The sequence below is a fragment of the Aquitalea aquatilis genome, from assembly GCF_005155025.1.
Classification (GTDB): Bacteria; Pseudomonadota; Gammaproteobacteria; order Burkholderiales; family Chromobacteriaceae; genus Aquitalea; species Aquitalea aquatilis.
In genome coordinates this window covers 4151141-4171636 of the sequence record NZ_CP039731.1, presented here as the reverse complement: position 1 = coordinate 4171636, position 20496 = coordinate 4151141, and the positions used below count along the sequence as shown (strand labels likewise).

General features: G+C 59.9%; 15 protein-coding genes and 1 riboswitch. Of the genes, 10 read left to right on the top strand and 5 right to left on the bottom strand.

Going from position 1 to position 20496, the window contains the following annotated elements:
* Positions 1-18: 18 nt before the first annotated feature.
* Positions 19-1527, bottom strand: coding sequence for a DUF1800 domain-containing protein (locus FAZ30_RS19380; protein ID WP_233578340.1), 1509 nt, complete (start codon positions 1525-1527; stop codon positions 19-21).
* 49 nt (positions 1528-1576) lie between these two features.
* Positions 1577-1912 carry a hypothetical protein gene (locus tag FAZ30_RS19375; RefSeq protein WP_124642103.1) on the bottom strand — a complete coding sequence of 112 codons (336 nt, stop codon included), beginning with the start codon at positions 1910-1912 and terminating at the stop codon, positions 1577-1579.
* 181 nt (positions 1913-2093) lie between these two features.
* Positions 2094-2185, top strand: a riboswitch (TPP riboswitch).
* A 56-nt stretch (positions 2186-2241) separates the two neighbouring features.
* Here FAZ30_RS19375 and FAZ30_RS19370 point away from each other — a divergent pair.
* Genes FAZ30_RS19370 through FAZ30_RS19355 form a run of 4 tightly spaced genes read left to right on the top strand, consistent with a single transcriptional unit; the run spans position 2242 to position 6325 of the window.
* Complete coding sequence (locus tag FAZ30_RS19370; protein ID WP_124642105.1) at positions 2242-3255, top strand: thiamine ABC transporter substrate-binding protein; 1014 nt, start codon at positions 2242-2244, stop codon at positions 3253-3255.
* Entirely contained in the window at positions 3255-3827 is a 573-nt protein-coding gene (locus tag FAZ30_RS19365) for a GNAT family N-acetyltransferase (protein ID WP_124642107.1), read from the top strand. The genes FAZ30_RS19370 and FAZ30_RS19365 overlap by 1 nt, the downstream gene beginning before the upstream one ends.
* A complete protein-coding gene (locus FAZ30_RS19360) occupies positions 3820-5367 on the top strand; it encodes an ABC transporter permease (RefSeq protein ID WP_124642109.1) in 1548 nt (515 codons plus the stop codon). Before FAZ30_RS19365 ends, FAZ30_RS19360 begins: the two co-directional genes overlap by 8 nt.
* Before the next feature lies 1 nt (position 5368).
* Positions 5369-6325 carry an ABC transporter ATP-binding protein gene (locus tag FAZ30_RS19355; RefSeq protein ID WP_124642111.1) on the top strand — a complete coding sequence of 319 codons (957 nt, stop codon included), beginning with the start codon at positions 5369-5371 and terminating at the stop codon, positions 6323-6325.
* A gap of 115 nt (positions 6326-6440) precedes the next feature.
* Here the strand turns inward: FAZ30_RS19355 and FAZ30_RS19350 are convergent, their stop codons facing one another.
* The 3 genes from FAZ30_RS19350 to FAZ30_RS19340 all read right to left on the bottom strand — a co-directional run bounded on the left by FAZ30_RS19350 (position 6441) and on the right by FAZ30_RS19340 (position 8870).
* Entirely contained in the window at positions 6441-6920 is a 480-nt protein-coding gene (locus tag FAZ30_RS19350; RefSeq protein WP_137010060.1) for a YbaK/EbsC family protein, read from the bottom strand.
* A gap of 90 nt (positions 6921-7010) precedes the next feature.
* Positions 7011-7496 (bottom strand): methyl-accepting chemotaxis protein, encoded by a 486-nt coding sequence (locus FAZ30_RS21040; protein ID WP_425456404.1) that lies wholly within the window; start codon positions 7494-7496, stop codon positions 7011-7013.
* A gap of 885 nt (positions 7497-8381) precedes the next feature.
* Complete coding sequence (locus FAZ30_RS19340; protein WP_059284521.1) at positions 8382-8870, bottom strand: Lrp/AsnC ligand binding domain-containing protein; 489 nt, start codon at positions 8868-8870, stop codon at positions 8382-8384.
* 136 nt (positions 8871-9006) lie between these two features.
* On the opposite strand from FAZ30_RS19340, the gene FAZ30_RS19335 reads away from it, so the two are divergent.
* From FAZ30_RS19335 to FAZ30_RS19310, 6 genes are all read left to right on the top strand, one after another.
* Positions 9007-10317 (top strand): D-amino acid dehydrogenase, encoded by a 1311-nt coding sequence (locus FAZ30_RS19335; protein WP_158613550.1) that lies wholly within the window; start codon positions 9007-9009, stop codon positions 10315-10317.
* A 4-nt stretch (positions 10318-10321) separates the two neighbouring features.
* On the top strand, positions 10322-11389 hold the full coding sequence (alr, locus tag FAZ30_RS19330; RefSeq protein ID WP_124642117.1) for an alanine racemase: 1068 nt from the start codon (positions 10322-10324) through the stop codon (positions 11387-11389).
* A 262-nt stretch (positions 11390-11651) separates the two neighbouring features.
* Positions 11652-14705, top strand: a complete 3054-nt coding sequence (locus FAZ30_RS19325) for a type VI secretion system Vgr family protein (protein WP_137010058.1) — start codon at positions 11652-11654, stop codon at positions 14703-14705.
* Positions 14706-14739: 34 nt separating this feature from the next.
* Positions 14740-19272, top strand: a complete 4533-nt coding sequence (locus tag FAZ30_RS19320) for an RHS repeat-associated core domain-containing protein (RefSeq protein ID WP_124643588.1) — start codon at positions 14740-14742, stop codon at positions 19270-19272.
* Positions 19273-19274: 2 nt separating this feature from the next.
* Positions 19275-19685, top strand: coding sequence for a hypothetical protein (locus FAZ30_RS19315; RefSeq protein ID WP_124643589.1), 411 nt, complete (start codon positions 19275-19277; stop codon positions 19683-19685).
* A gap of 125 nt (positions 19686-19810) precedes the next feature.
* The gene (locus FAZ30_RS19310; protein ID WP_137010057.1) at positions 19811-20494 is read left to right on the top strand and encodes an RHS repeat protein; all 684 of its coding nucleotides are present in this window, start codon (positions 19811-19813) and stop codon (positions 20492-20494) included.
* Positions 20495-20496: the final 2 nt, after the last annotated feature.

The window sequence follows — 20496 nt, the reverse complement described above, 5'->3', positions numbered from 1 at the left end:
GAGTCCCTGGTAGTGGTTTCAATGAACCTGGTAAGCCGGGTCCAGCAGCAAGGGCGCAATGGCTTGTGCGCCGCTCATGCCTTCCGGCAGCGGCTGGGCCGGTGGCACGGCCAGTAGCAGGCGGGCGCTATCGGCTGCAGTACGGATATGGTAGATGGCGGTCCACTCGTCTGGTTGCAGCTTGATCGGGCGCAAGCCGGCCTGGATCATCCGCTGGATACGTGCCTCGCGCCCGCGGGCTTCGTCCATCTGGCTATCGGCTTTGACGAAGTTGTTGCGAATGGGCGCGGCATCATGACTGAGGCGGTCCAGAAACTGCTTGCGCGTCAGCAGGGTGGCGCTGTTGATCCATACTTCGCCACCGGGCCAGCCTTTGACATTGGGCGGGTTGAACACGTCCTGGCCCAACTGGCGGTTGAGCCCGGCCAGCGCACGCCAGTCCGGCGGGGTCAGGTCGAAGGTCACCAGCGTGCCCACGGTCAGTTCCAGCGGGGACTTGATCAACTGGCCCTGGCTTTGCCAGAAGGCCGGTGTCAGCAGCATGGCGCGCAGCAGCGGACGGATTTCGTAATTGTCGCGGTAGAACAGCGCGGACAGGCGCTGGATGTCGGCCTCGTTCGGGGTGGGCGACACCAGGGTTTTCCACAGCTTGATGGTGACAAAGCGCGCGGTCTGCGGTTTGCGCAGCAGCATGTCCAGCACGTCGTCGCCATCGAAATTGCCTTGCTGGCCGAAGATGGTTTTGTCGCCGTTGTCATGCTGATTGGGGCGGTAGACAAACTGGAAGTCCTTGTCCAGCGACCAGCCGGTAAAGGCACGCGCGGCTTCGCGGATGTCCTGCTCGCTGTAATGGCCTTCGCCCAGGGTGAACAGCTCCATCACTTCGCGGGCAAAATTCTCGTTTGGCTGGCCCTTGCGGTTATTCACCGTGTCCAGATAGCGCATCATCGCCGGATCGCGGGCGATGGCGTGCAGCAACTGGCCGAAGTTGCCCAGTGCCTGATGGCGCAGCAATACATTCTGCTGATACATCAGTTGCGGCACGCCCACCTTATCCAGCCCGGAAACAAAATGGTTATGCCAGAACAGGGTCATCTTTTCCGTCAGCGGGCTGGGCGTGCTGCGCATTTCTTCCAGCCACCAGCCACGCAACTCTTGCGCATGTTCGTTGCGCTCTTTTTGCAGGGCTTTCTTTTCGTCTTCGGTCAGATTGGGTTTGCCGGGGTGGTCGAATGGTTCATTGACCCAGGCGGGCGGCGCGCTGAGGGCGCTGTACACGGCATGATCCAGCAGCCGGTCCACTGCCTGTTGGCGGCCCAGTGGGGCATACAGGGCGATTTGTGCCGGATTGGCACCAAAGCCGGTGCGCGACAGCAAGTGACGTGCCCCTTCTTCGCCAATGCCGGCCCAGGCGGTGAGCGGCAGCAGGCAGAGCAGGATCAGGCGGATGGCTGTTTGCGCATGCGATTTCATGGAAAAGGCTCGCTCTTCGGTATAAGGCAGGCCGGCCAGAGCGTGCTCGGCCACCGTGGCCGGCTAGCTTCTGGCCGGTAATTGCTTGGAATATGGCTGAAGTTTACTTGCCGATTTCCTTGCTGACCTTGTTTTCTTGCTGATTCAGGTTTCTTTGTTCCTGCTTGCTGATGTGGCCATGATTTTTACGGGCATCGGCACGTTCCTGCTGGCGGATGGCGTGGTCCTGTTGGTGCAGTTCGCGGGCTTGTTGTTTGCTGATTTCACCTTCCTTGCGTTCCTGGTGGATGCGCTTGTCCTGATTGGCCAGACGGTGGTTCACTTCAGCGCGGCGCGGGTGCTGCTTTTGCCATTCGGTTGCGGCCGAGGCAGTGCTCGACAGGGTGGCGAAGGTGAGAGCGGACAGGCTGATCAGCATGATGTGAGCGGACAGTTTCATGATTTTGTTCCTTGGGTTATCGGCGAGTGCTGCGGTTTGAACAAGCGTGCTGTTGTTGTGAATTCATCATGGGGGGAAAGTGTGTACAATTCGTTTTCTGTTTGCTGCGGGCTGTTAATTTTCGTGAATAAACGGTAACGCCTTGTAAGCAAGCATGTCGGCAGGTATCTGTAAGGATGCCGCCAATCACCAGGGGTGCCCCTAGCGGGCTGAGAAACACCCTAGAACCTGAACTGGATAATGCCAGCGGAGGGAGCGTGATGCAGAAGGCCCCACCATCTGTTGTTCCGCTTGCTCCGGCGATTGCGCCTTGTCGCACGGAGAATGTCATGCAGTTGTTCAAAACCACTAGTCTCATCAGCGCGCTGCTGCTGGCCGGCCTGAGCCATGCCGCCGAACTGCGCGTGCTTACCCATAGCTCGTTTGCCGTGTCCAAGCCCTTGCTGGCGGAGTTCGAGCAGCAGAATGGCGTCAAACTCAGCATCATCAAGGCCGGCGATGCCGGCGAGATGGTCAACAAGCTGATCCTGACCCGCGCCAATCCCATTGCCGACGTGGTGTACGGCATCGACAACACCATGATGGGCAAGGCCGCTGCTGCTGGTGTGTTGTTGCCGGAAGCTGCAGAGCGCAAGTCCGGCCAGCCGCTGCTGCCGGGTGCCACCAGCATCGACTATGGCTATGTCACGCTGAACTACGACAAGGCCTGGTTTGCCAAGAAGCAGCTGCCGCTGCCCAAGACCCTGGACGACCTGACCCGTCCGGCCTACAAGGACCTGCTGGTGGTGGAAAATCCGGCAACTTCCAGCCCCGGTCTGGCTTTCCTGCTGTCGACCATCTCCGCCATGGGTGAGACCAAGGCCATGGCTTTCTGGGCCAAATTGCGCGACAACGGCGTCAAGGTGAGCAAGGGCTGGACCGAGGCCTATTACACCGACTTCTCGCGCAACGGCGGCGCGCGTCCCATCGTGGTGAGCTATGCCACCAGCCCGGCGGCAGAAGTGTTCTATAGCAAGGAAAAACTCAGCACCTCGCCCACCGCCAACCTGCTGCTGCCTGGCGCGGTATTCCAGCAAGTGGAAGGCGCTGTGCTGGTGAAGGGCGGCCAGCAAGCCGCGCTGGCGCGCAAATTTGTTGCCTTCCTGCGCTCGGACGCCGTGCAGAAGGATATCCCCACCACGATGTGGATGTATCCGGTGCAGCCTGGCATCGCGCTGGATCCGGTATTCCAGCATGCCGAAAAGCCGGCAACCCACACTACGCCTGACCAGCAACAGATTGCGGCCAAGAGCGCCGGCTGGGTCGGCAAGTGGACACGCATCGTGCTGAAGTCCGGCCAGTAATGCCCACCGCGAGCACGGTTCCTGACATCCTCAGCCCGCGGCTGATCCTGCGTCACCTGACGCCTGCCATGCTGCAGGCCAGCATGGAAGCGCGGCTGGCCGAGGCGGCGCGCTGGCTGGGTGCCCCCTTGCCCATCAGCTGGCTGGAAGAAGCGGCGGTGATGTCGCTGCGGCTGGAACAAATGGAAAACGAGCCGGAGTATGCGCCGTGGTCGATGCGCGCCATGCTGCGGCGGGAGGATGGCCAACTAGTGGGCCATATCAATTTCCATACCTGTCCCGGTCATGCCTATCTGCGGGGGCGTGGTGATGTCGAGCTGGGCTATACCGTGCTGCCGGCTTTCCGGCGCCAGGGTTATGCCACCGAGGCGCTGCTGGCCTGCGCCGGCTGGGCGGTGGAAACCGCCGGGGTGAAGCGCTTTGTGCTGTCCATCAGCCCGGATAATCTGCCCTCGCAGGCGCTGGCCGCCAGCCTGGGTTTCCAATGGCTGGAACGGGTGGACGACCCGGAAGACGGTCCGGAAGACGTGCTGGTTGCCGACTGGCCTTTTACCCGGCAGCGCCATGTCTGAGCGCGGCCGTCGTGCAGGGCTGGCGTTATTGCCGCTGGCCTTTTTGCTGCTGATGTCCATCCTGCCCTTGCTGCGTTTGTTGCAGGAAGGGCAGGGCGCGGTGTCCGCCGACCTGTTTGCCGACCGCTATCTGCAATGGCGCGTGCTGTGGTCCTTGCTGCAGGCCGCTGCCAGCTGTGTGGCCGCCTTACTGATCGGCCTGCCGATTGCCTGGTGTCTGGCGCGCTATCGTTTTCCTGGCCGCAGCCTCAGCCTGCGCCTGCTGATGCTGCCCTTTGTCATGCCCACCCTGGTGGCGGCCATGGGCGTGCTGGCGCTGTTCGGGCCGCAGGGCTTGCTGGGGGTGAATCTGCAGGACACGCCCTGGCTATTGCTGTATGGCAATCTGTTTTTCAATCTGCCGTTGGTGATCCGCGCCGCCTGCGAAGGGCTGGCGCAGATACCGGCCAGCCGGCTGGCTGCCGCCCGCACGCTGGGTGCCACGCCATGGCGGGTGTTCTGGCGGGTGGAATGGCCGGCGGTGCGGCCCTGGTTGTTGTCCGCCTTGTGCCTGGTATTCCTGTATTGCTTCTCTGGCTTCGGATTGGCGCTGCTGCTGGGTGGGCAGCGCTATGCCACGGTGGAGGTAGAGATCTATCAGCTGGTGTCCTACGAACTGAACCTGGCCGATGCCGGCGCACTGGCGCTGTTGATGCTGCTGGTGACCGGGGCGGTGGCCATGCTGTATGCCTGGCTGGAGCGCCGTCTGGCTGCGCCGCTAAAGGTGGACCCGGTGCTGCCGCGCCGTCCGCAGGGTCTGGAGTGGCTGCAACTGGCGGCGGCGCTGGCCTTGTTGCTGCTGTTTGCCGGCCTGCCTCTGCTGGCGGTGCTGTGGCGCGCCATGCAGGCGCTGGCTGCTTCCGGTTTCAGCCTGCTGCACGACGAGGAAGTGCTGCTGGCACTGGGCAACTCGGCCCGTTTCAGTGCCATGGCCGTGCTGCTGGCTGCGGTGCTGGGCTGGCTGCATGCCCTGGCGGCGCGCGGTAGCTTGTGCTTGCGGGCACTGGCCTTTCTTCCTTTCGTGGTGTCGCCAGTGTGCGTGGCGTTTGGCCTGTTGCTGCTCTACCCGCAGTGGAGCGCCAGTCTGCCCCTGCTGCTGGCCAGCTATGCCTTGCTGGCCTATCCCTTTGTGGCGCGCAGCCTGGCTGGTGCGCTGGACAGCCTGCCACGTCACTGGCCGCAGGCCGCACGCAGTCTGGGGGCCAGCCCCTTGCGGGTGTTTGCCCGTATCGAATGGCCTTTGCTGCGGCCGGCCTTCCGCCGTGGCTTGGCCTTTGCTGCGGCTACCGCATTGGGTGAATTTGCCGTGACGCTGTTTTTGTCGCGGCCGGAATGGCTGACCCTGACCACGCTGATCTACCAGCGGCTGGGCCGGCCAGGGGCCGACAATGCCGCCAGCGCCATGCTGCTGGCCTGTCTGTTGATGTTGCTGGCGCTGCTGGCTTTTCTGATGATCGAATGGCCGTCTGCCGCCGAACGGCAGTTGCGCAAGGAGTCCTGACATGTTGCAACTGGATGGCGTATGCAAGCGTTTTGGCCACAAGCTGGTGGCCGACCAGCTCAGCCTGACCCTGGAGGCCGGCGAAGTGCTGGCCTTGCTGGGGCCATCGGGCTGCGGCAAAAGCAGTTTGCTGAAAATGATTGCCGGGCTGGAGCAGCCTGATGGCGGCCGCCTGTCGTTTGCTGGTGAAGACCTGGCCGGCGTGGCGGCCGAGGCAAGGCGTTTTGCGCTGATGTTTCAGGACTTTGCCCTGTTTCCGCATCTGGATGTGCTGGGCAATGTCTGCTTCGGCCTGATCGAGCATGGGGTAGCGCGAGCGGTGGCCCGGCAGCAGGCGCTGGCCTGCCTGCAGCAACTGGGGCTGGCCGGCATGGAGGCGCGCAAGGTGTGGACGCTCTCCGGCGGCGAACAGCAGCGGGTGGCGCTGGCGCGGGCCTTGGTCACCCGGCCACGGCTGTTGCTGCTGGATGAGCCGTTTTCCAGTCTGGATGCGGATTTACGCCGGCAGTTGCAGCAGGAATTCCGCCAGCAGTTACAGCAGGCGGCCATTCCGGCGCTGTTGGTCACCCACGATAGGGAAGAAGCATTCGCCCTGGCCGACCGGGTAGCGGTGCTGCGGGAGGGGCGCATTGTCCAGTGCGCCACCCCGGCTCAACTGCTGGCGGCACCGGCCACGCCCTGGCTGGCGCGCTTTATCGGTTACGAAAACGTGCTGGCGGAGGGCGTGGTGCCAGAGCAGGCCTTGCGGCTGGGGCCGGAGCAGCCGGCGACGGCGGTGCGGCGCATCATCCAGCTGGCGGACGGCGTGCGGGTGACGGTGGCCAGTGCGGATGGCGAGCTGACGCTGACCCTGTCTGCGCGCGAAGTGCAGCAGTATGCGGCCGGGCTGAATATCGGCAGCCTGTTGCATGTCGGTATCGACCGTGCCGCCATGCTGCCTTATTCCGCAGCCTGCTGATTAAGAGCGGCGAACAAAATAGCGTAGCGTCCCTGGGGCAAGGCGCGCCGACGCAGACAGTACAAAGAGTACGGCAAGGAGGCGCAACGCAGCAGCAGGGTTTTTGTTAGCGGCTCTAACTGGCCAGCTCGGCGACCGGCTGGCATACATCTACCCAGCTGCCAGCGGTGATGTCGGCCATCAGTGCCGGGCTGATGCGCACCGCGCTGTGAATGGCACCGGCGGCGGGAAGTACTTCGTCGAAATCCTGCAAAGAACGATCCAGATATACCGGCAGCGGCTGCGCCAAACCAAAGGGGCAGACCCCGCCCACCGGGTGGCCGGTCAGCGCGACGACCTCTTCCAGTGCCAGCATCTTGCCCTTGCCAAAGGCTTCCTTGAATTTGCGGTTGTCGATGCGGGCATCGCCACGGGTGACCAGAATGATGACCTCGCCGCTGTTCAGGCGGAAGGACAGGGTCTTGGCGATGCGCCCCGGCTCCACGCCGTGGGCTTCGGCGGCCAGCGCCACGGTGGCGGTGCTGACTTCCAGTTCGATGATGGGGATATCCAGATTGCGGGCGGCGAAGAAATCGCGAACGGATTGCAGGCTCATGATCAAAGGCTAAATAGCATGGTATTGACGGCACTCCACACTAAACGCTGACCGGCAGGCTGGCAAGACGCGCAGCCAGCCGGACGGGCTTCAGTGCCTGGCGATTTCACTCAGCTTGTCGCTGATGTCCTGCGCGGTGGCAGCCTGCTCTTCTGCTGCATTGGCGATTTCGACCACGAAATTCCTCATCTGGTGGATCTCATCGACAATGGCCACGATGGCGTTTTCGGCATTGCTGAAGTCCTGTTCGGTGGATTTTACCTGCAGGCGGCCGCTGTCCATCGAGTGGATGCTGGTGTTGACCTCCTGCTGGATGTCGCGAATCATGCTGCCGATTTCCTGGGTGGCCTTGGTAGTGCGCTCGGCCAGTTTGCGTACTTCATCGGCCACCACGGCAAAGCCACGGCCCATTTCGCCGGCGCGTGCCGCTTCGATGGCGGCGTTTAGCGCCAGCAGATTGGTCTGATCGGCAATATCCTTGATCACGCTGACAATCTGGCCAATGGTTTCCGATTGTTTGCCCAGCGATGTCAGATTGTCAGCGGTGTGGCTTACCAGTTCGCTCACCGATTTCATGGCGGTAGCGTTGTTCTGGATCATGCTCTTGCCATCCTGCGATCTTCTCAGCATTTCTTCCGATGAGTCTGAGGCCGAGGCCGTGCGCACGGCCACCATTTCAATGGTGGCACTCATGGCCTGCATATTGCCTGATAGTTCTCCTACACGTTCTTCCAGAAAAGTGCGCCGCTGGTCATTGGCATCACGCAAGTTCTGGGCTTCTATCTCGGATGAAATGTCCTGAAAACTGGCCATGAAACAGAGCAGCTTGCTGCTGTCCTGATCATCCCAGATGGGAAAGACCTTGGTCTTGAAGGTGACGCTGCCTACCGGAATCAGTGCTTCATGGTGAGTAATACGACGTGCGGCAATGTCTTGCAGGATTTGGCGGATGCGGTCGGGGTCGCGATGAAACTGGTGGATGCTGTGCTTGAAGGCATTGTTGACATCCACGCCAGCGCGGAATTTCTTGTTCATCATGCTGCGGTGACTGGCCAGCACATCGCGCGCGGTGCGGTTCATGTAGAAGATAGTGTTATCCGGCGTGGTGTCTGCCAGCATGATCAGATTGTCGACATAGTCCAGCATTGCCGTGAACTGGTGTAGCTGTTGCTTGCTCTCCTGCTGGTCCTGCTTGGTGGTGCCAAATCCGAACATGATGCACTCCTGTCAGTGACTTGCCGCTGAGCGATCATGCCTGCCACACAGTGCTGGCCATGGGCAGCTCAAGCAGCTGGCTGATTTAGATGTAAACAGCTTTAATTAAAGTGCTGCGATAAAAGCGTACTAAATTAATCAGGTATAAGGCACTGCTTAATTGAAAATCAAGGTTGAATCGTTGTGGCCTCTCTGCCGGTACAGGTTGACAGCGCCGCCTTGCCGCTTGGCAAGATGGGGAGGGCGTCATTCCGGCAGCGCCAGCATATGGGTTTCCTTCACTTCTTCCATCACCACATAGCTGCGCGATTCATTGGCATTGGGCAGTTGCAGCAGGATTTCCCCCAGCAGCTTGCGGTACATCGACATGTCGGGGATGCGTGCCTTGATCAGGTAGTCGTATTCGCCGGATACCAGGTGGCATTCGAGGATTTCCGGGATGTTCTGGATTTCGCGGCGGAAGGCGTCGAAGATATTGCCAGACTTGGCCGACAGCTTGATCTCCACGAATACCAGCAGCGATGCGCCCATGGCATGGGGATTGAGGCGGGCGTAATAGCCCTCGATCACCCCGTCGCGTTCCAGCCGGCGCACTCTTTCCGTACAGGGCGTGGTGGACAGGCCCACCTTTTCCGCCAGCTCGGTCATGGCAATGCGGCCGTTTTTTTGCAGCCATTTCAATATCTTAAGATCGATCTTGTCCAGCTCGCGCTCGTGGGTGTGTTTTACTTTCATTATTTCACTGCCAATCTTTAATTTGAAAGAGTTATTAATTAGCAAATTGTTTTATTTTGGTGAAAAAAACTGCATTGAAATAAATATACTACACAAAATCACTAAGCACATGATGCGTAGCACGGAGAAAGAGGAAATGAAGGTAATCGTACTGGGTGGCGGCGTAGTAGGTGTGTCTACTGCATGGTATCTGGCCAAGGCCGGCGTTGAAGTCACGGTGCTGGAGCGCCAGGAAGGTGTTGCGCTGGAAACCAGCTTTGGCAATGCCGGCCAGATTTCCCCTGGCTATTCCGCCCCCTGGGCTGCGCCTGGCATCCCGGCCAAGGCGGTCAAGTGGATGTTCCAGCGTCACGCCCCTCTTGCCATCCAGCCGGATGGCAGCGTTTACCAGTTGCAGTGGATTGCCAAGATGCTGGCCAACTGCAACGAACAATCCTATGCCCTCAACAAAAGCCGCATGATGCGCCTGGCTGAATACAGCCGCGACATGATCAAGGAGCTGCGTGCCGAAACCGGCCTGGATTACGAAGGTCGCCAAGGCGGTACCCTGCAGCTGTTCCGTTCGCAAGCCCAGGTGGAAGGCATGGCCAAGGACATCGCCGTGCTAAAAGAGTGCGGTGTGGACTTCAATGTGCTGGACCCGGACGGCTGTGCCCGTGTCGAGCCGGCGCTGGCCAAGGTCAAGCACAAGCTGACCGGCGGCCTGCAACTGCCGAACGACGAAACCGGCGATTGCAATCTGTTTACCAGCCGTCTGGCGGATCTTGCTGCGGCCAAGGGCGTGAAATTCCGCTTTGGCGTGAATATTTCCGCTATCGAAACCCATAACGGCCGCATTAGCGGTGTGCGCATCGGCGACGAAATGCTGACTGCCGACCACTACGTGGTGGCGCTGGGCAGCTACTCGCGCGATCTGCTGCAAAACCTGGGCATCGACATTCCGGTGTACCCGGTCAAGGGCTATTCGCTGACCGTGCCGATCACCAATGCCGCCATGGCACCGGTATCCACCATTCTGGACGAGACCTACAAGGTGGCCATTACCCGCTTCAACGACCGCATCCGCGTGGGCGGCATGGCCGAGCTGGCTGGCTACAATCTGGACCTCAATCCACGCCGTCGCGAAACCCTGGAAATGGTGGTGGGCGACCTCTACCCGGATGGTGGCGATATTCCCGCAGCCACCTTCTGGACCGGCCTACGCCCGATGACCCCGGATGGCACGCCCATCATCGGCGGCACCCGCTTTGCCAACCTGTCGCTCAATACCGGTCACGGTACGCTGGGCTGGACGATGAGTGCAGGCTCCGGCAAGGTGCTGGCCGACCAGATCGTCGGCGTACAGCCGGACATCAGCGTGGATGGCCTGTCCATCCAACGTTATGCCAAACGCGGCGAAAAGCTGGTGGTACCAATGCACAGCAGCACCGCCGTAGCCGGAGCCTGAGCGCATGCGCCCGCTGATTGCCAGCATCCGTCTGGAAAACCTGCGTCATAACTATCTGCTGGCCAGGCAACTGGCCGGTGGTCCGACCCTGGCCGTGATCAAGGCCAATGCCTATGGCCACGGTGCGCTGCGCTGTGCCCAGGCACTGGCCGATGTGGCCGACGGTTTTGCCGTGGCCTGTCTGGAAGAAGCCATCCAGCTGCGCGAAGGTGGAGTGACCCTGCCCATCGTGCTGCTGGAGGGTGTGTTCGAAGCGGCCGAGCTGGCTGATGTCGAAGCGCATGACCTGTGGTGCGTGGTGCAAAGCCCGCAGCAGCTGGACGTGGTGCTGCAGGCCAATCCGGCCAAGCCTTACACCGTGTGGCTGAAGATGGATTCCGGCATGCATCGCGCCGGATTCTTCCCGCAGGATTACGCCGCCGCGCACTGCAAGCTGATGGCCAGCGGCAAGGTGGGCAAAATCGTCAAGATGAGCCACTTCGCCCGTGCCGACGAGCCGCAGCTGTCTGCCACCCAGGCCCAGCTGGAAGCCTTTGATAGTGTTTGCCGCTATCTGCCGGGTGAGGAAAGCATTGCCAACTCCGCCGGCATCCTCTGCCATGAGCGCGCCCATCGCCAATGGAATCGCGCCGGCATCATGCTGTATGGCGCTTCGCCGCTGCCTGCCGGTTTCGAGCAGGGCGCAGCGCTGAAGCCGGTGATGCGGCTTACCTCACAGGTATTTGGTGTGCGTGAGCTGGCGGCTGGCGAGCCGGTAGGCTACGGTGCCAGTTTTGTGGCCGAGCGTCCTACCCGTGTGGGGCTGATCGCCTGCGGTTATGCCGATGGCTACCCGCGCCTGGCGTCTACCGGCAGCCCGGTGGCCATCGATGGCCTGCGTTCGCGCGTGATTGGCCGGGTGTCGATGGACATGATGACGGTGGACCTGACCGACCTGCCGCAAGCCGGCATCGGCAGCGAAGTCGAGCTATGGGGCGACACCGTACATATCAACGAAGTGGCGGCCCAGGCCGGCACCATCTCCTATGAAGTGCTGTGCAATGTGAAGCGTGCCCATTTCCAGTACTGCTGAATTTCCTCGTGCTTTGTGTAGTGCTTTGTCTCTCGCCCGGTGATGCCGGGCATTTTTTTGTCTGCTGCTGTGGTGTACCGCGTAGCGCTGCTGATGTGAGCAGGTGATGGCTCATGCTTTTTCTGGCGGGGCAGGCCAGGCAAAAGCTCAGTAGAACTACGCATTCATGCCATTCCACCTTGTCCAGCGCATGTTAGGCGCATAAACTGTTGAACTTTCAACAGAATGTGAAGATTCACGTCAGCAGACGTGATGAGACGCCATGGACTTTTCCGCTCTGCTCGCCAGCTTCGCCGCCGCCTTTTCCCAGCACCAGCGTCTGCTTACCTTGCAGCTGGATGGCGGGCAGATCGCCGCCGAGCAGCTGTTGCCGCACACGCTGGATGGCAGCGAGGGCGTGTCGGAAGCCTATCGCTATCAGCTCACCTGTCTGTCACCCGACGGCAATATCGAACTCAAGTCGTTGTTGGGCGTCGCCGCCCGTCTCGGCGTGCTGGATGCCGCTGGCAGCGAGGTGGTGCGTTGTGGCGTGGTGTCGCGCGCCGAGCTATTAGGCTCTGATGGCGGTTTTGCCAAGTATGGCCTCACCATCGAGCCACCGTTTGCCCTGCTGCGCCTGCGTCGCACCTCGCGGGTGTTTCAGGACCTGTCCGTCCCCGACATCGTCAAACAAATCCTGGCTGAACATCAGGCCAATAATCCGGTGTTTGCCCAGGTGCAGACGCTGGAATTCCACACCGCCACGGCCAGCCCGCGCAGTTACTGTCTGCAATATCGCGAGAGCGATTTCGACTTCATCGTGCGGCTGTTGCACGAAGAAGGTTATGCCTGGCGTTTCGAGCATGTCGATGGCGAGCATCCGCAGGTCAAGCTGGTGGTGTTCGACGACGCTTACAGCCTGCCGCCGGCGGCCAGCGAGCGGGTGCGCTTTCACCGCAGCGATGCAACAGAAGAAGAAGACGGCCTCACCGATTGGAGCACCGCCCGCCAGGTGGTATCGGGCAATGTGGCACTGGCCAGTTTCGATTACCAGCCGGTGAGCACCCAGCATACCGGCGACCAGACCCGCATTCAGCAAGGCCGCAGTGGTGATGCCTTGCAATCCACCTTGCAGGATTACGACCCGCAGTCGCTGTACTACGCCAGCGATGCCGAGCAGCTCAGCCAGTATGCCCAGCTGCGCCAGCAGGCGCACGATGTGCAGGCCAAACAATTTAGCGGCAGTGGTTCGGTACGCAGCCTGCTCGCTGGCCAATGGTTCCGCCTGGACGAGCACCCAGCACACGAAGCCGACAGCAGCGAGCAGCGCGAATTCGTCGTCACCGGCCAAACCTTCCGTGCCAACAACAATCTGCCGGGTGATCTGGCCAGCAGCCTGCGTGGCTTGCTGGGCAATGACAACGCTGCCGATTCGCAGAACAGCAGCCCTTTCCAGACCACCATCACCGCCCAGCGTCGCGGCATCCCGCTTACCCCGGCCTATGCCCACAGCACGCAGGCCAAGCCGACCTCCAAAGGGGTGCAAACCGCTACCGTGGTCGGCCCGGCGGGCGAAGAAGTGCATACCGACGAACTGGGCCGTATCAAGGTGCAGTTCCATTGGCAGCGCGCAGACGAACACCCGAGCATCGGTGCCAAGCTCGACGACACCTCCTCCTGCTGGCTGCGCGTGGCCATGCCCAGCGCCGGCGCGGGCTGGGGTCACCAGTTCATCCCGCGCATCGGTCAGGAAGTGCTGGTCGACTTTATCGAAGGCGATATCGACCGCCCGGTCATCGTCGGTGTGCTGTACAACGGCAGCCACGCCACCCCGGCCTTTAGCGGCGCGGGAGCCTTGCCGGCCAACAAGACGCTGTCCGGCATCAAATCCAAGGAGCACCAGGGCGGCCAGTACAACGAGCTGCTGTTCGACGACACCCCCGGCGAAGTGCGCGCCAAGCTGTCCAGCGAACCGGGCAAAACCCAGCTCAACCAGGGCTTCCTCACCCATCCGCGCAGCAATGGCAAAGCCCAGCCGCGTGGCGACGGCTTCGAGCTGCGCACCGACCAGCACGGTGCCATCCGCGCTGCACACGGCCTACTGCTCAGCACCGAAGCGCAAAACGGCGCTGGCGGCAAACAACTGGCGCGCGACCATGCACAAAGCCAGCTCGACGCCGCGCTCAGCCTCAGCCAAAGCCTGGCGGAAGTGGCCACCGGCCAACTGGCCGATACCATGGAAACCGGGCCGGACGGCATCCAGCCGGACAACAGCAAAGACAGCAAGAAAGACAGCGGCCACCTGCAACACCACGCCGCCGCCGTCAAAGCATGGGAAGCCGGTAGCAACACCGACAAGGACGGCAAGACGGCAAAAGACCAGGCCGGCCAGCAACCCTTGCTCATCCTGTCCGCCCCGGCCGGCATCGCCAGCCTCACCGAACAAAGCCAGACCCTCTCTGCCGGCAGCAACCTCAACTTCATCGCCCAGCGCGACAGCAACGAAACCACCGGTCGCCGCTGGCTGCACAACGTCGGCCAGCACATCAGCCTGTTTGTGGCGGGGGTGAAAGACCAGATCGCGCTGAAACTGATTGCGGCAAAGGGCAAGGTGCAGGTGCAGGCGCAGAGTGATGCGATGGAACTGACGGCGGACAAGGACCTGACCATTACCTCGGCCAAGGGCAAGGTCACCATTGCCGCCAGCCAGGAAATCCTGCTGACCAGCGGCGGCGGCTATATCCGGCTGAAAGGCGGCAACATCGAAGTGCATTGCCCCAGCGTGGTGAGCGTGAAAGGCGCCAGCCATAGCCTGTCCGGGCCGGCCAGTCTCAGTACGCCGACGCCAACCTTTGCCAAGCCCGGCACTGGCAACCTGCAGGTGCTACACGAATTTGCCAATGGCTACTCAATGAATCAGGGCAAGTTTGTGGTAACTGATGCGCTAGGCATCAAACACAAGGGGGTGTTGGACGAGGCCGGCAAGGCGATTGTGCATGGTTTGCCTCTTGGTGCGGCACAGGTCGAGTTTCTGGGGCGGCCGCATCAGGACAAAGCCGACATCTTCCCCTTTGTGGAGCAGCCGGAAGCCGCCTTGCAACAAATGGGCGAGGCAGTAAAAGGCAAAGCCATGCAAGAGCTGGGCAGCACCCTGGGTAGCGTCAGCCCACAACTTACCAATGCCGTGGGGCAGGTAAGCGCAATGGCCAGCCAGGCCCAGCAAGCCCTTGCTCTGGCGCGCAATCCGCAAAGCGCCATACCTGCGCTAAAAGGGCAGGCGAAGGACGCATTGATGGGCAAGGCCCAGGATGCACTGCCCACCATGCCCAAGTTTTGAAATCGTCAATCCAGATCCTCAAAGTTGAACCTTCATGACCACTCCTGTTGCTGTACTTGACGGTACCCCGGCCAATGCCTCGAAGGCTCTGGCCCAAACTGGACAATCCTTTGACAAATGGCTGCAGGACATCAGCGACGGCTATTTGAGCGTAGAGACCCTCTCCACTATTGGCGGCGCGATTCCGGTTGTCGGCAACCTCATTTCCGTGGGCGATGTGGTAGTCGACATCATGGACATGAGCGAGAAGAACCGTAAAAAGCTGGAAGTCGATATTTTTGACTGGATGTTTCTTGGGGTGGACCTGATTGGCGTGGTCCCCGCTGCGGGTAGCCTGTTCAAGGTGAGCACTCGCCCGACATTGAAAGTGTGTGCCAATGCCATGCGCCGGGCAGGTAAGGATGTTGCCGAGTACGTCATCGCACCGCAGCTGGTTGGTCAGTTGATCAATATGCTGCCCGGCGATTTTCGCGGCAGGCCAGAGCAGTGGGTGGACTATGTCGAGAGCAAGATAGATGGCTGCCTGAATCAATGCATCAAGGACGGCAGCAAGTATCTGCTTGATCTGGCGGAGTTGTTGCGCAGTGCTGGTAGCGGCACGCTGGGGAAATTTGCGGCCAAGAACATTCCCGTCAAACCGGTGGCCTACAACCTGGAAAAAACCAATGGTGGTTTCTGGGCCACCATCGGCGCGCATATGGACGCCATCAACAAGGCCGTCGGGGAGAAGAAGAAACAAGTTGCTGCCGGCATGGTGGTCACTGCTGCAGAGGCGGTTGATGACATGACTGCCAAATCACCCGCGCTACGGGCCACCTTACGAGAGATGGCCTCTGTGCTGGCGGTGTGGGCGGCGGAGCTGCCGAAAAAATTGATGCAGGTCCTAGCGGATAAACTCAAGCCGTTGCTAGTCAAGCTGAAAGCCGCTTTCAAAGCCTATATGGATAAAAAAGGCGGCGCGGTCAAAAGCGGTATGGGTAAAGTCGCCAAGCAGGTGAAGCAGATCCATAAAGAGGTGGTCAGCCTGTTCAAGGGCGGCGGGCTTGGCCCCAAATGCGGTTGTCCTGCAGGCAAGCCAGCGTCGCCAAGATCGATTGACTACCTGAACGGGGTGGAAACCCTCATCCATACAGATTTTACCTTGCCGGGTGTGATGCCTATCGTCTGGCAGCGGGTTTACCGTTCTGACTTTGATGCCAACGATGTTGACGGTCCGCTGGGTGCGCGCTGGATGGCACCGTTTTCCTCTCGCTTCGAGGAAAACGGCGAAGCCCTGGTTTACTACGATGATGCCGGACGCAAGCTGGACTACCCCCTGTTGCCACTGGGGGAGTCGCTGAAAGACGAACTGGAAGGGCACACGCTTACTCGCCTGGACGACAAACTGATTTCATTGAGTTTTGGGCATGAATTGGTCCAGTTGTACGAGAAGCAGGGGTCTCGTTATCTGTTGGCGCTGCTCAAGGACCGTGCGGGTAACACGCTGGCGGTAAATTTCCGTGATGGCCGCATCAGTCAGCTGGTCAGCAGTGCCGGCTATCTCGTTGCCTTGTCCTACGATGCGCATGGCCGCATTGTCCAGATCAATCAGCAAGACCCAGAAACCCTCCGGCCATTACGCAAATTGGCCGAGTATCACTACACAGAGCAGCAGCCCTTAAGCAGGGATGCCGGCGACTTGCTGTCCGCGACAGATGAGAATGGGCAAAGCTGGAGCTACCAGTATCAGCACCACCTGATCACCCGCTACACCGACCGCACCGACCGCGGCACCACATTGGAGTGGGATGGCCACCATGCCGGCGCACGCGCCATTCACGAATACGCGGATGATGGCAGCCTGGATATCCGTCTGGCGTGGGATGAGCGCATCGATCTCACCTATGTCACCGACGCTTATGGTCGCACCACCGAGTATTACTTTGACGAAAAGGGCTACCACTACCGCACCATCTTTCCGGACAGAAGCGAAGAGTGGTTGAACTATGACGCCAATAAACGCCTGATTATTCACATTCATCCGGATGCCAGCCAGGACAACTACAGCTACGACGCCAAAGGCAATCTCGTTCTGCATGAGCGCGCTGATGGCAGCGAAGTGGCATTTGCCTACGACGAGCAGGACAACCTGATTGAAATCACCGACCCATTGGGCGAGAAATGGCTACGTGCCTACGACGACAAGGGGCAGCTGATTGAAGAAACCGACCCGCTAGGTCACAAAACCGAGTACGCCTACAACGAACAGGGCCTGCCGGTTGCCGTGACCGACGCCAAAGGCGGCGCCAAAAAGATTAGCTACCGCCCGGATGGCCTGCTGGAAAGCTATACCGACTGTTCCGGCAGCGTTACCCAATGGCAATACGATGAGCGTGGCCGCTCGGTCCTCATCATCGATGCCATGGGCAGCGCCACCCGCTACCAGTACGACGACAATGGTGGCCTGCGTGCTGTCGTGTTGCCGGATGGCCAGGCCACCCAGTTGGAGCACGATGCAGAATCCCGCCTGCTCAAGATCACCGACCCGCTGGGCCGCAGCACGCACTACGACTACGACAAGGCCGGGCGGCTGCAAAGCCGTACCGATGCCAACGGCCACGCGCTGGCCTACCGCTACGACAAACTGGGCCGGCTGATTTCCCTGCGCAACGAAAACCACCGTCACTATCTGTTTGAATACGATGATGGCGGACGGGTGATTGCGGAAACCGGCTTTGACGGTGCCGCTACCCGTTACCGTTACGACGCCGCCGGCCGACTGGTGGAACAGCAAGAAGGCGATGTCGCCACCCACTACCGCTACGACCGTGCAGGTCGCCTGATCGAACGCAGTGCACCGGGCAGCAAGGAAAACTTCGGCTACGACCCTGCCGGCCGCCTGTTCAAAGCCAAGAACCGCTATGCCAGCCTGCGCTGGATTTACGACCCGGTCGGCAATATCAGCGAAGAACACCACGGCTACCAGCTTGCCGGTTTGCGCCAAACCTTCCGCTGGCGGCACGAGTATGACGAACTGGGCAATCGCATCGCCACCCAGCGGCCGGACGGGCATAGGGTGGACGTGCTCAATTACGGCAGCGGCCATGTGCATGGCCTGCTGTTCGGCCAGCACGACATCCTGAATCTGGAGCGCGACAAGCTGCACCGTGAAACCCAGCGCATATTGGGCAATAGCTTGCAGCAAAGCCTGACCTACGACAAAGCCGGCCGCCTCAGCAGCCAGCGCCTGAGTGGTGCCACCCAGTGGAGCCGCCAGTACCAGTACGATGCCGCCGGCCAACTCACCGGTATTACCGATAATCGCAGCGGCCAGATCAACTACCGTTACGACCCGGTAGGCCGCCTGCTGCAAGCCGCCACCCCCAAAGGCGTGGAAAGCTTCCGCTTCGACCCGGCTGGCAACCTGCTGGACAACACACCGATGGTCGATGGCGATCAGGACAACAGCCTGCTGGGCAATCTGCTGAGCCACTACGCCGGCCGTCACTACCGCTACGACAGCCGCGGCAACCTCATCGAAAAGCGCGTCAACGGCAGCCTCACCCAGCTGGAATGGGACGGCTACAACCGCCTGAGCCGGCTGACAGCGCCGGGTGGCGACAGCACCGAATACCGCTATGACCCGCTGGGCCGCCGCATCGCCAAGCTCAGTCAGGGCAAGACAACCCTGTACGGCTGGGATGGCGATGTGCTGGCGTTTGAAACCCAAGACGCCGCCGCAGTGCATTACCTGTTCGAACCCGGCAGCTTCATCCCTTTGGCGCAGGTGCACACCGACGCCATCCAGGGCGTGAAAGTGCCGGCATGGAACCAGTACAACCCCTACGACCCAGACCGCGACCCGCTGCTGCAGGCAGGCCCGGAGCCATCCGCCCCGCACGCGGTGTACTACTACCACGCCGACCACCTCGGCACCCCGCAAGCCCTTACCGATGCGCAAGGCCAGCTGGCGCTGGAGATGGATTACAAGGCCTGGGGCGAAGCACGGGAAGTGATTGCCGAGGCGGCGGCCTCCGCCGGCATCCACAACCCCTTCCGCTTCCAGGGGCAGTATCATGACGACGAATCAGGGCTGCACTACAACCGCTATCGCTACTATGATCCGGAGATAGGGCGGTTTATCTCGCGAGATCCGATTGGGTTGCTGGGTGATATTAATATCCATAGCTATACACTGAATCCAATAACATGGATTGATCCTTTAGGTCTCTCAGAGTGCCCGAATAAAAAAACATGGTTTAATGCAAAAAGTCGTCGGGAAGCACTAAGGCAGGCGAAAAGGGATGCTAGAATTCCAATGAATCAACAGCCAAAAATCATGAGAGAAGATCTTGAGGATGGAAGTGGAAATACTGTGCTTGGCCCCAATTATGAACCAGTGACCACAAGAAATTATCACTACACCAACATCGATGGCAAACCAGTGATAATCCAAGAACATAGCATGGGACATGAAAAGGCAACCCCCTGCCATGGAGCAGAGCCTCACTTTAATGTAAGACCAATTAGCAACCCAAGAACTGGCAGCTTCCCCAAAACTCATGGCCATTACAATTTTCCGAGGTAGCAATGAATTTATTAGACAAAATCGCGCGCAATCAATTTTTGCTGCAACTATTTCCAACAGGCCTGTTTCAACCAATACATATCGGGCAAATCAATCTCGACATAGGGGGGCGAGTTTATTTCAGCCTACATACAAGACAAAAACCTGAAATAGAAGTTGCCAAATGGGGAGTGTGGGGGAAAGATTACAACACAATTGTAATCAAGTTATTTGCCAAATCAGGAGAGAGCATAGAGATAAAAGAATGGCGCAACTTGCACTATGACATTCTAATAGTAGAAGAAAATGAAAAATGCATAACGATAAGGCAGAAAAGCAACTCATTTAGTTTAAAACTCGAGGTATCAAATATAATTTTTCAAGAATGTACCACCTACACAGATGAATTAGAGATAAAAAATACCAAGGAATAAGGAGAAGAGAAAATAAAAGTAGACCACATTTTTTTGTAGCTGAAGTCAACGAAAGATACTGCAAGCAGTACAAATACAACAAGCTGGGCAATCGCATCGCCACCCAGCGGCCGGACGGGCATAGGGTGGACGTGCTCAATTACGGCAGCGGCCATGTGCATGGCCTGCTGTTCGGCCAGCACGACATCCTGAATCTGGAGCGCGACAAGCTGCACCGTGAAACCCAGCGCATATTGGGCAATAGCTTGCAGCAAAGCTTGGCCTACGACAAAGCCGGCCGCCTCAGCAGCCAGCGCCTGAGTGGTGCCACCCAGTGGAGCCGCCAGTACCAGTACGATGCCGCCGGCCAGCTCACCGGCATTGCCGACAATCGCAGTGGCCAGATCAACTACCGTTACGACCCGGTAGGCCGCCTGCTGCAAGCCGCCACCCCCAAAGGCGTGGAAAGCTTCCGCTTCGACCCGGCGGGCAACCTGCTGGACAACACACCGACGGCAGACGGTCATCAGGACCACAGCCTGCTGGGCAATCTGCTGAGCCACTACGCTGGCCGTCACTATCGCTACGACAGCCGCGGCAACCTCATCGAAAAGCGCGTCAACGGCAGCCTCACCCAGCTGGAATGGGACGGTTACAACCGCCTGAGGCGGCTGACAGCACCGGGTGGCGACAGCACCGAATACCGCTATGACCCGCTGGGCCGCCGCATCGCCAAGCTCAGTCAGGGCAAGACAACCCTGTACGGCTGGGATGGTGACGTACTGGCATTTGAAACCCACGACGCCGCCGCCGTGCATTACCTGTTCTAACC

Excerpts from the sequence above, each read along its gene's own strand:
- FAZ30_RS19375 (WP_124642103.1), bottom strand. The coding sequence starts at position 1,912 with ATGAAACTGTCCGCTCACATCATGCTGATCAGCCTGTCCGCTCTCACC.
- FAZ30_RS19370 (WP_124642105.1), top strand. The coding sequence starts at position 2,242 with ATGCAGTTGTTCAAAACCACTAGTCTCATCAGCGCGCTGCTGCTGGCC.
- FAZ30_RS19365 (WP_124642107.1), top strand. The coding sequence starts at position 3,255 with ATGCCCACCGCGAGCACGGTTCCTGACATCCTCAGCCCGCGGCTGATC.
- FAZ30_RS19360 (WP_124642109.1), top strand. The coding sequence starts at position 3,820 with ATGTCTGAGCGCGGCCGTCGTGCAGGGCTGGCGTTATTGCCGCTGGCC.
- FAZ30_RS19355 (WP_124642111.1), top strand. The coding sequence starts at position 5,369 with ATGTTGCAACTGGATGGCGTATGCAAGCGTTTTGGCCACAAGCTGGTG.
- FAZ30_RS19350 (WP_137010060.1), bottom strand. The coding sequence starts at position 6,920 with ATGAGCCTGCAATCCGTTCGCGATTTCTTCGCCGCCCGCAATCTGGAT.
- FAZ30_RS21040 (WP_425456404.1), bottom strand. The coding sequence starts at position 7,496 with ATGAAATCGGTGAGCGAACTGGTAAGCCACACCGCTGACAATCTGACA.
- FAZ30_RS19340 (WP_059284521.1), bottom strand. The coding sequence starts at position 8,870 with ATGAAAGTAAAACACACCCACGAGCGCGAGCTGGACAAGATCGATCTT.
- FAZ30_RS19335 (WP_158613550.1), top strand. The coding sequence starts at position 9,007 with ATGAAGGTAATCGTACTGGGTGGCGGCGTAGTAGGTGTGTCTACTGCA.
- alr (WP_124642117.1), top strand. The coding sequence starts at position 10,322 with ATGCGCCCGCTGATTGCCAGCATCCGTCTGGAAAACCTGCGTCATAAC.
- FAZ30_RS19325 (WP_137010058.1), top strand. The coding sequence starts at position 11,652 with ATGGACTTTTCCGCTCTGCTCGCCAGCTTCGCCGCCGCCTTTTCCCAG.
- FAZ30_RS19320 (WP_124643588.1), top strand. The coding sequence starts at position 14,740 with ATGACCACTCCTGTTGCTGTACTTGACGGTACCCCGGCCAATGCCTCG.
- FAZ30_RS19315 (WP_124643589.1), top strand. The coding sequence starts at position 19,275 with ATGAATTTATTAGACAAAATCGCGCGCAATCAATTTTTGCTGCAACTA.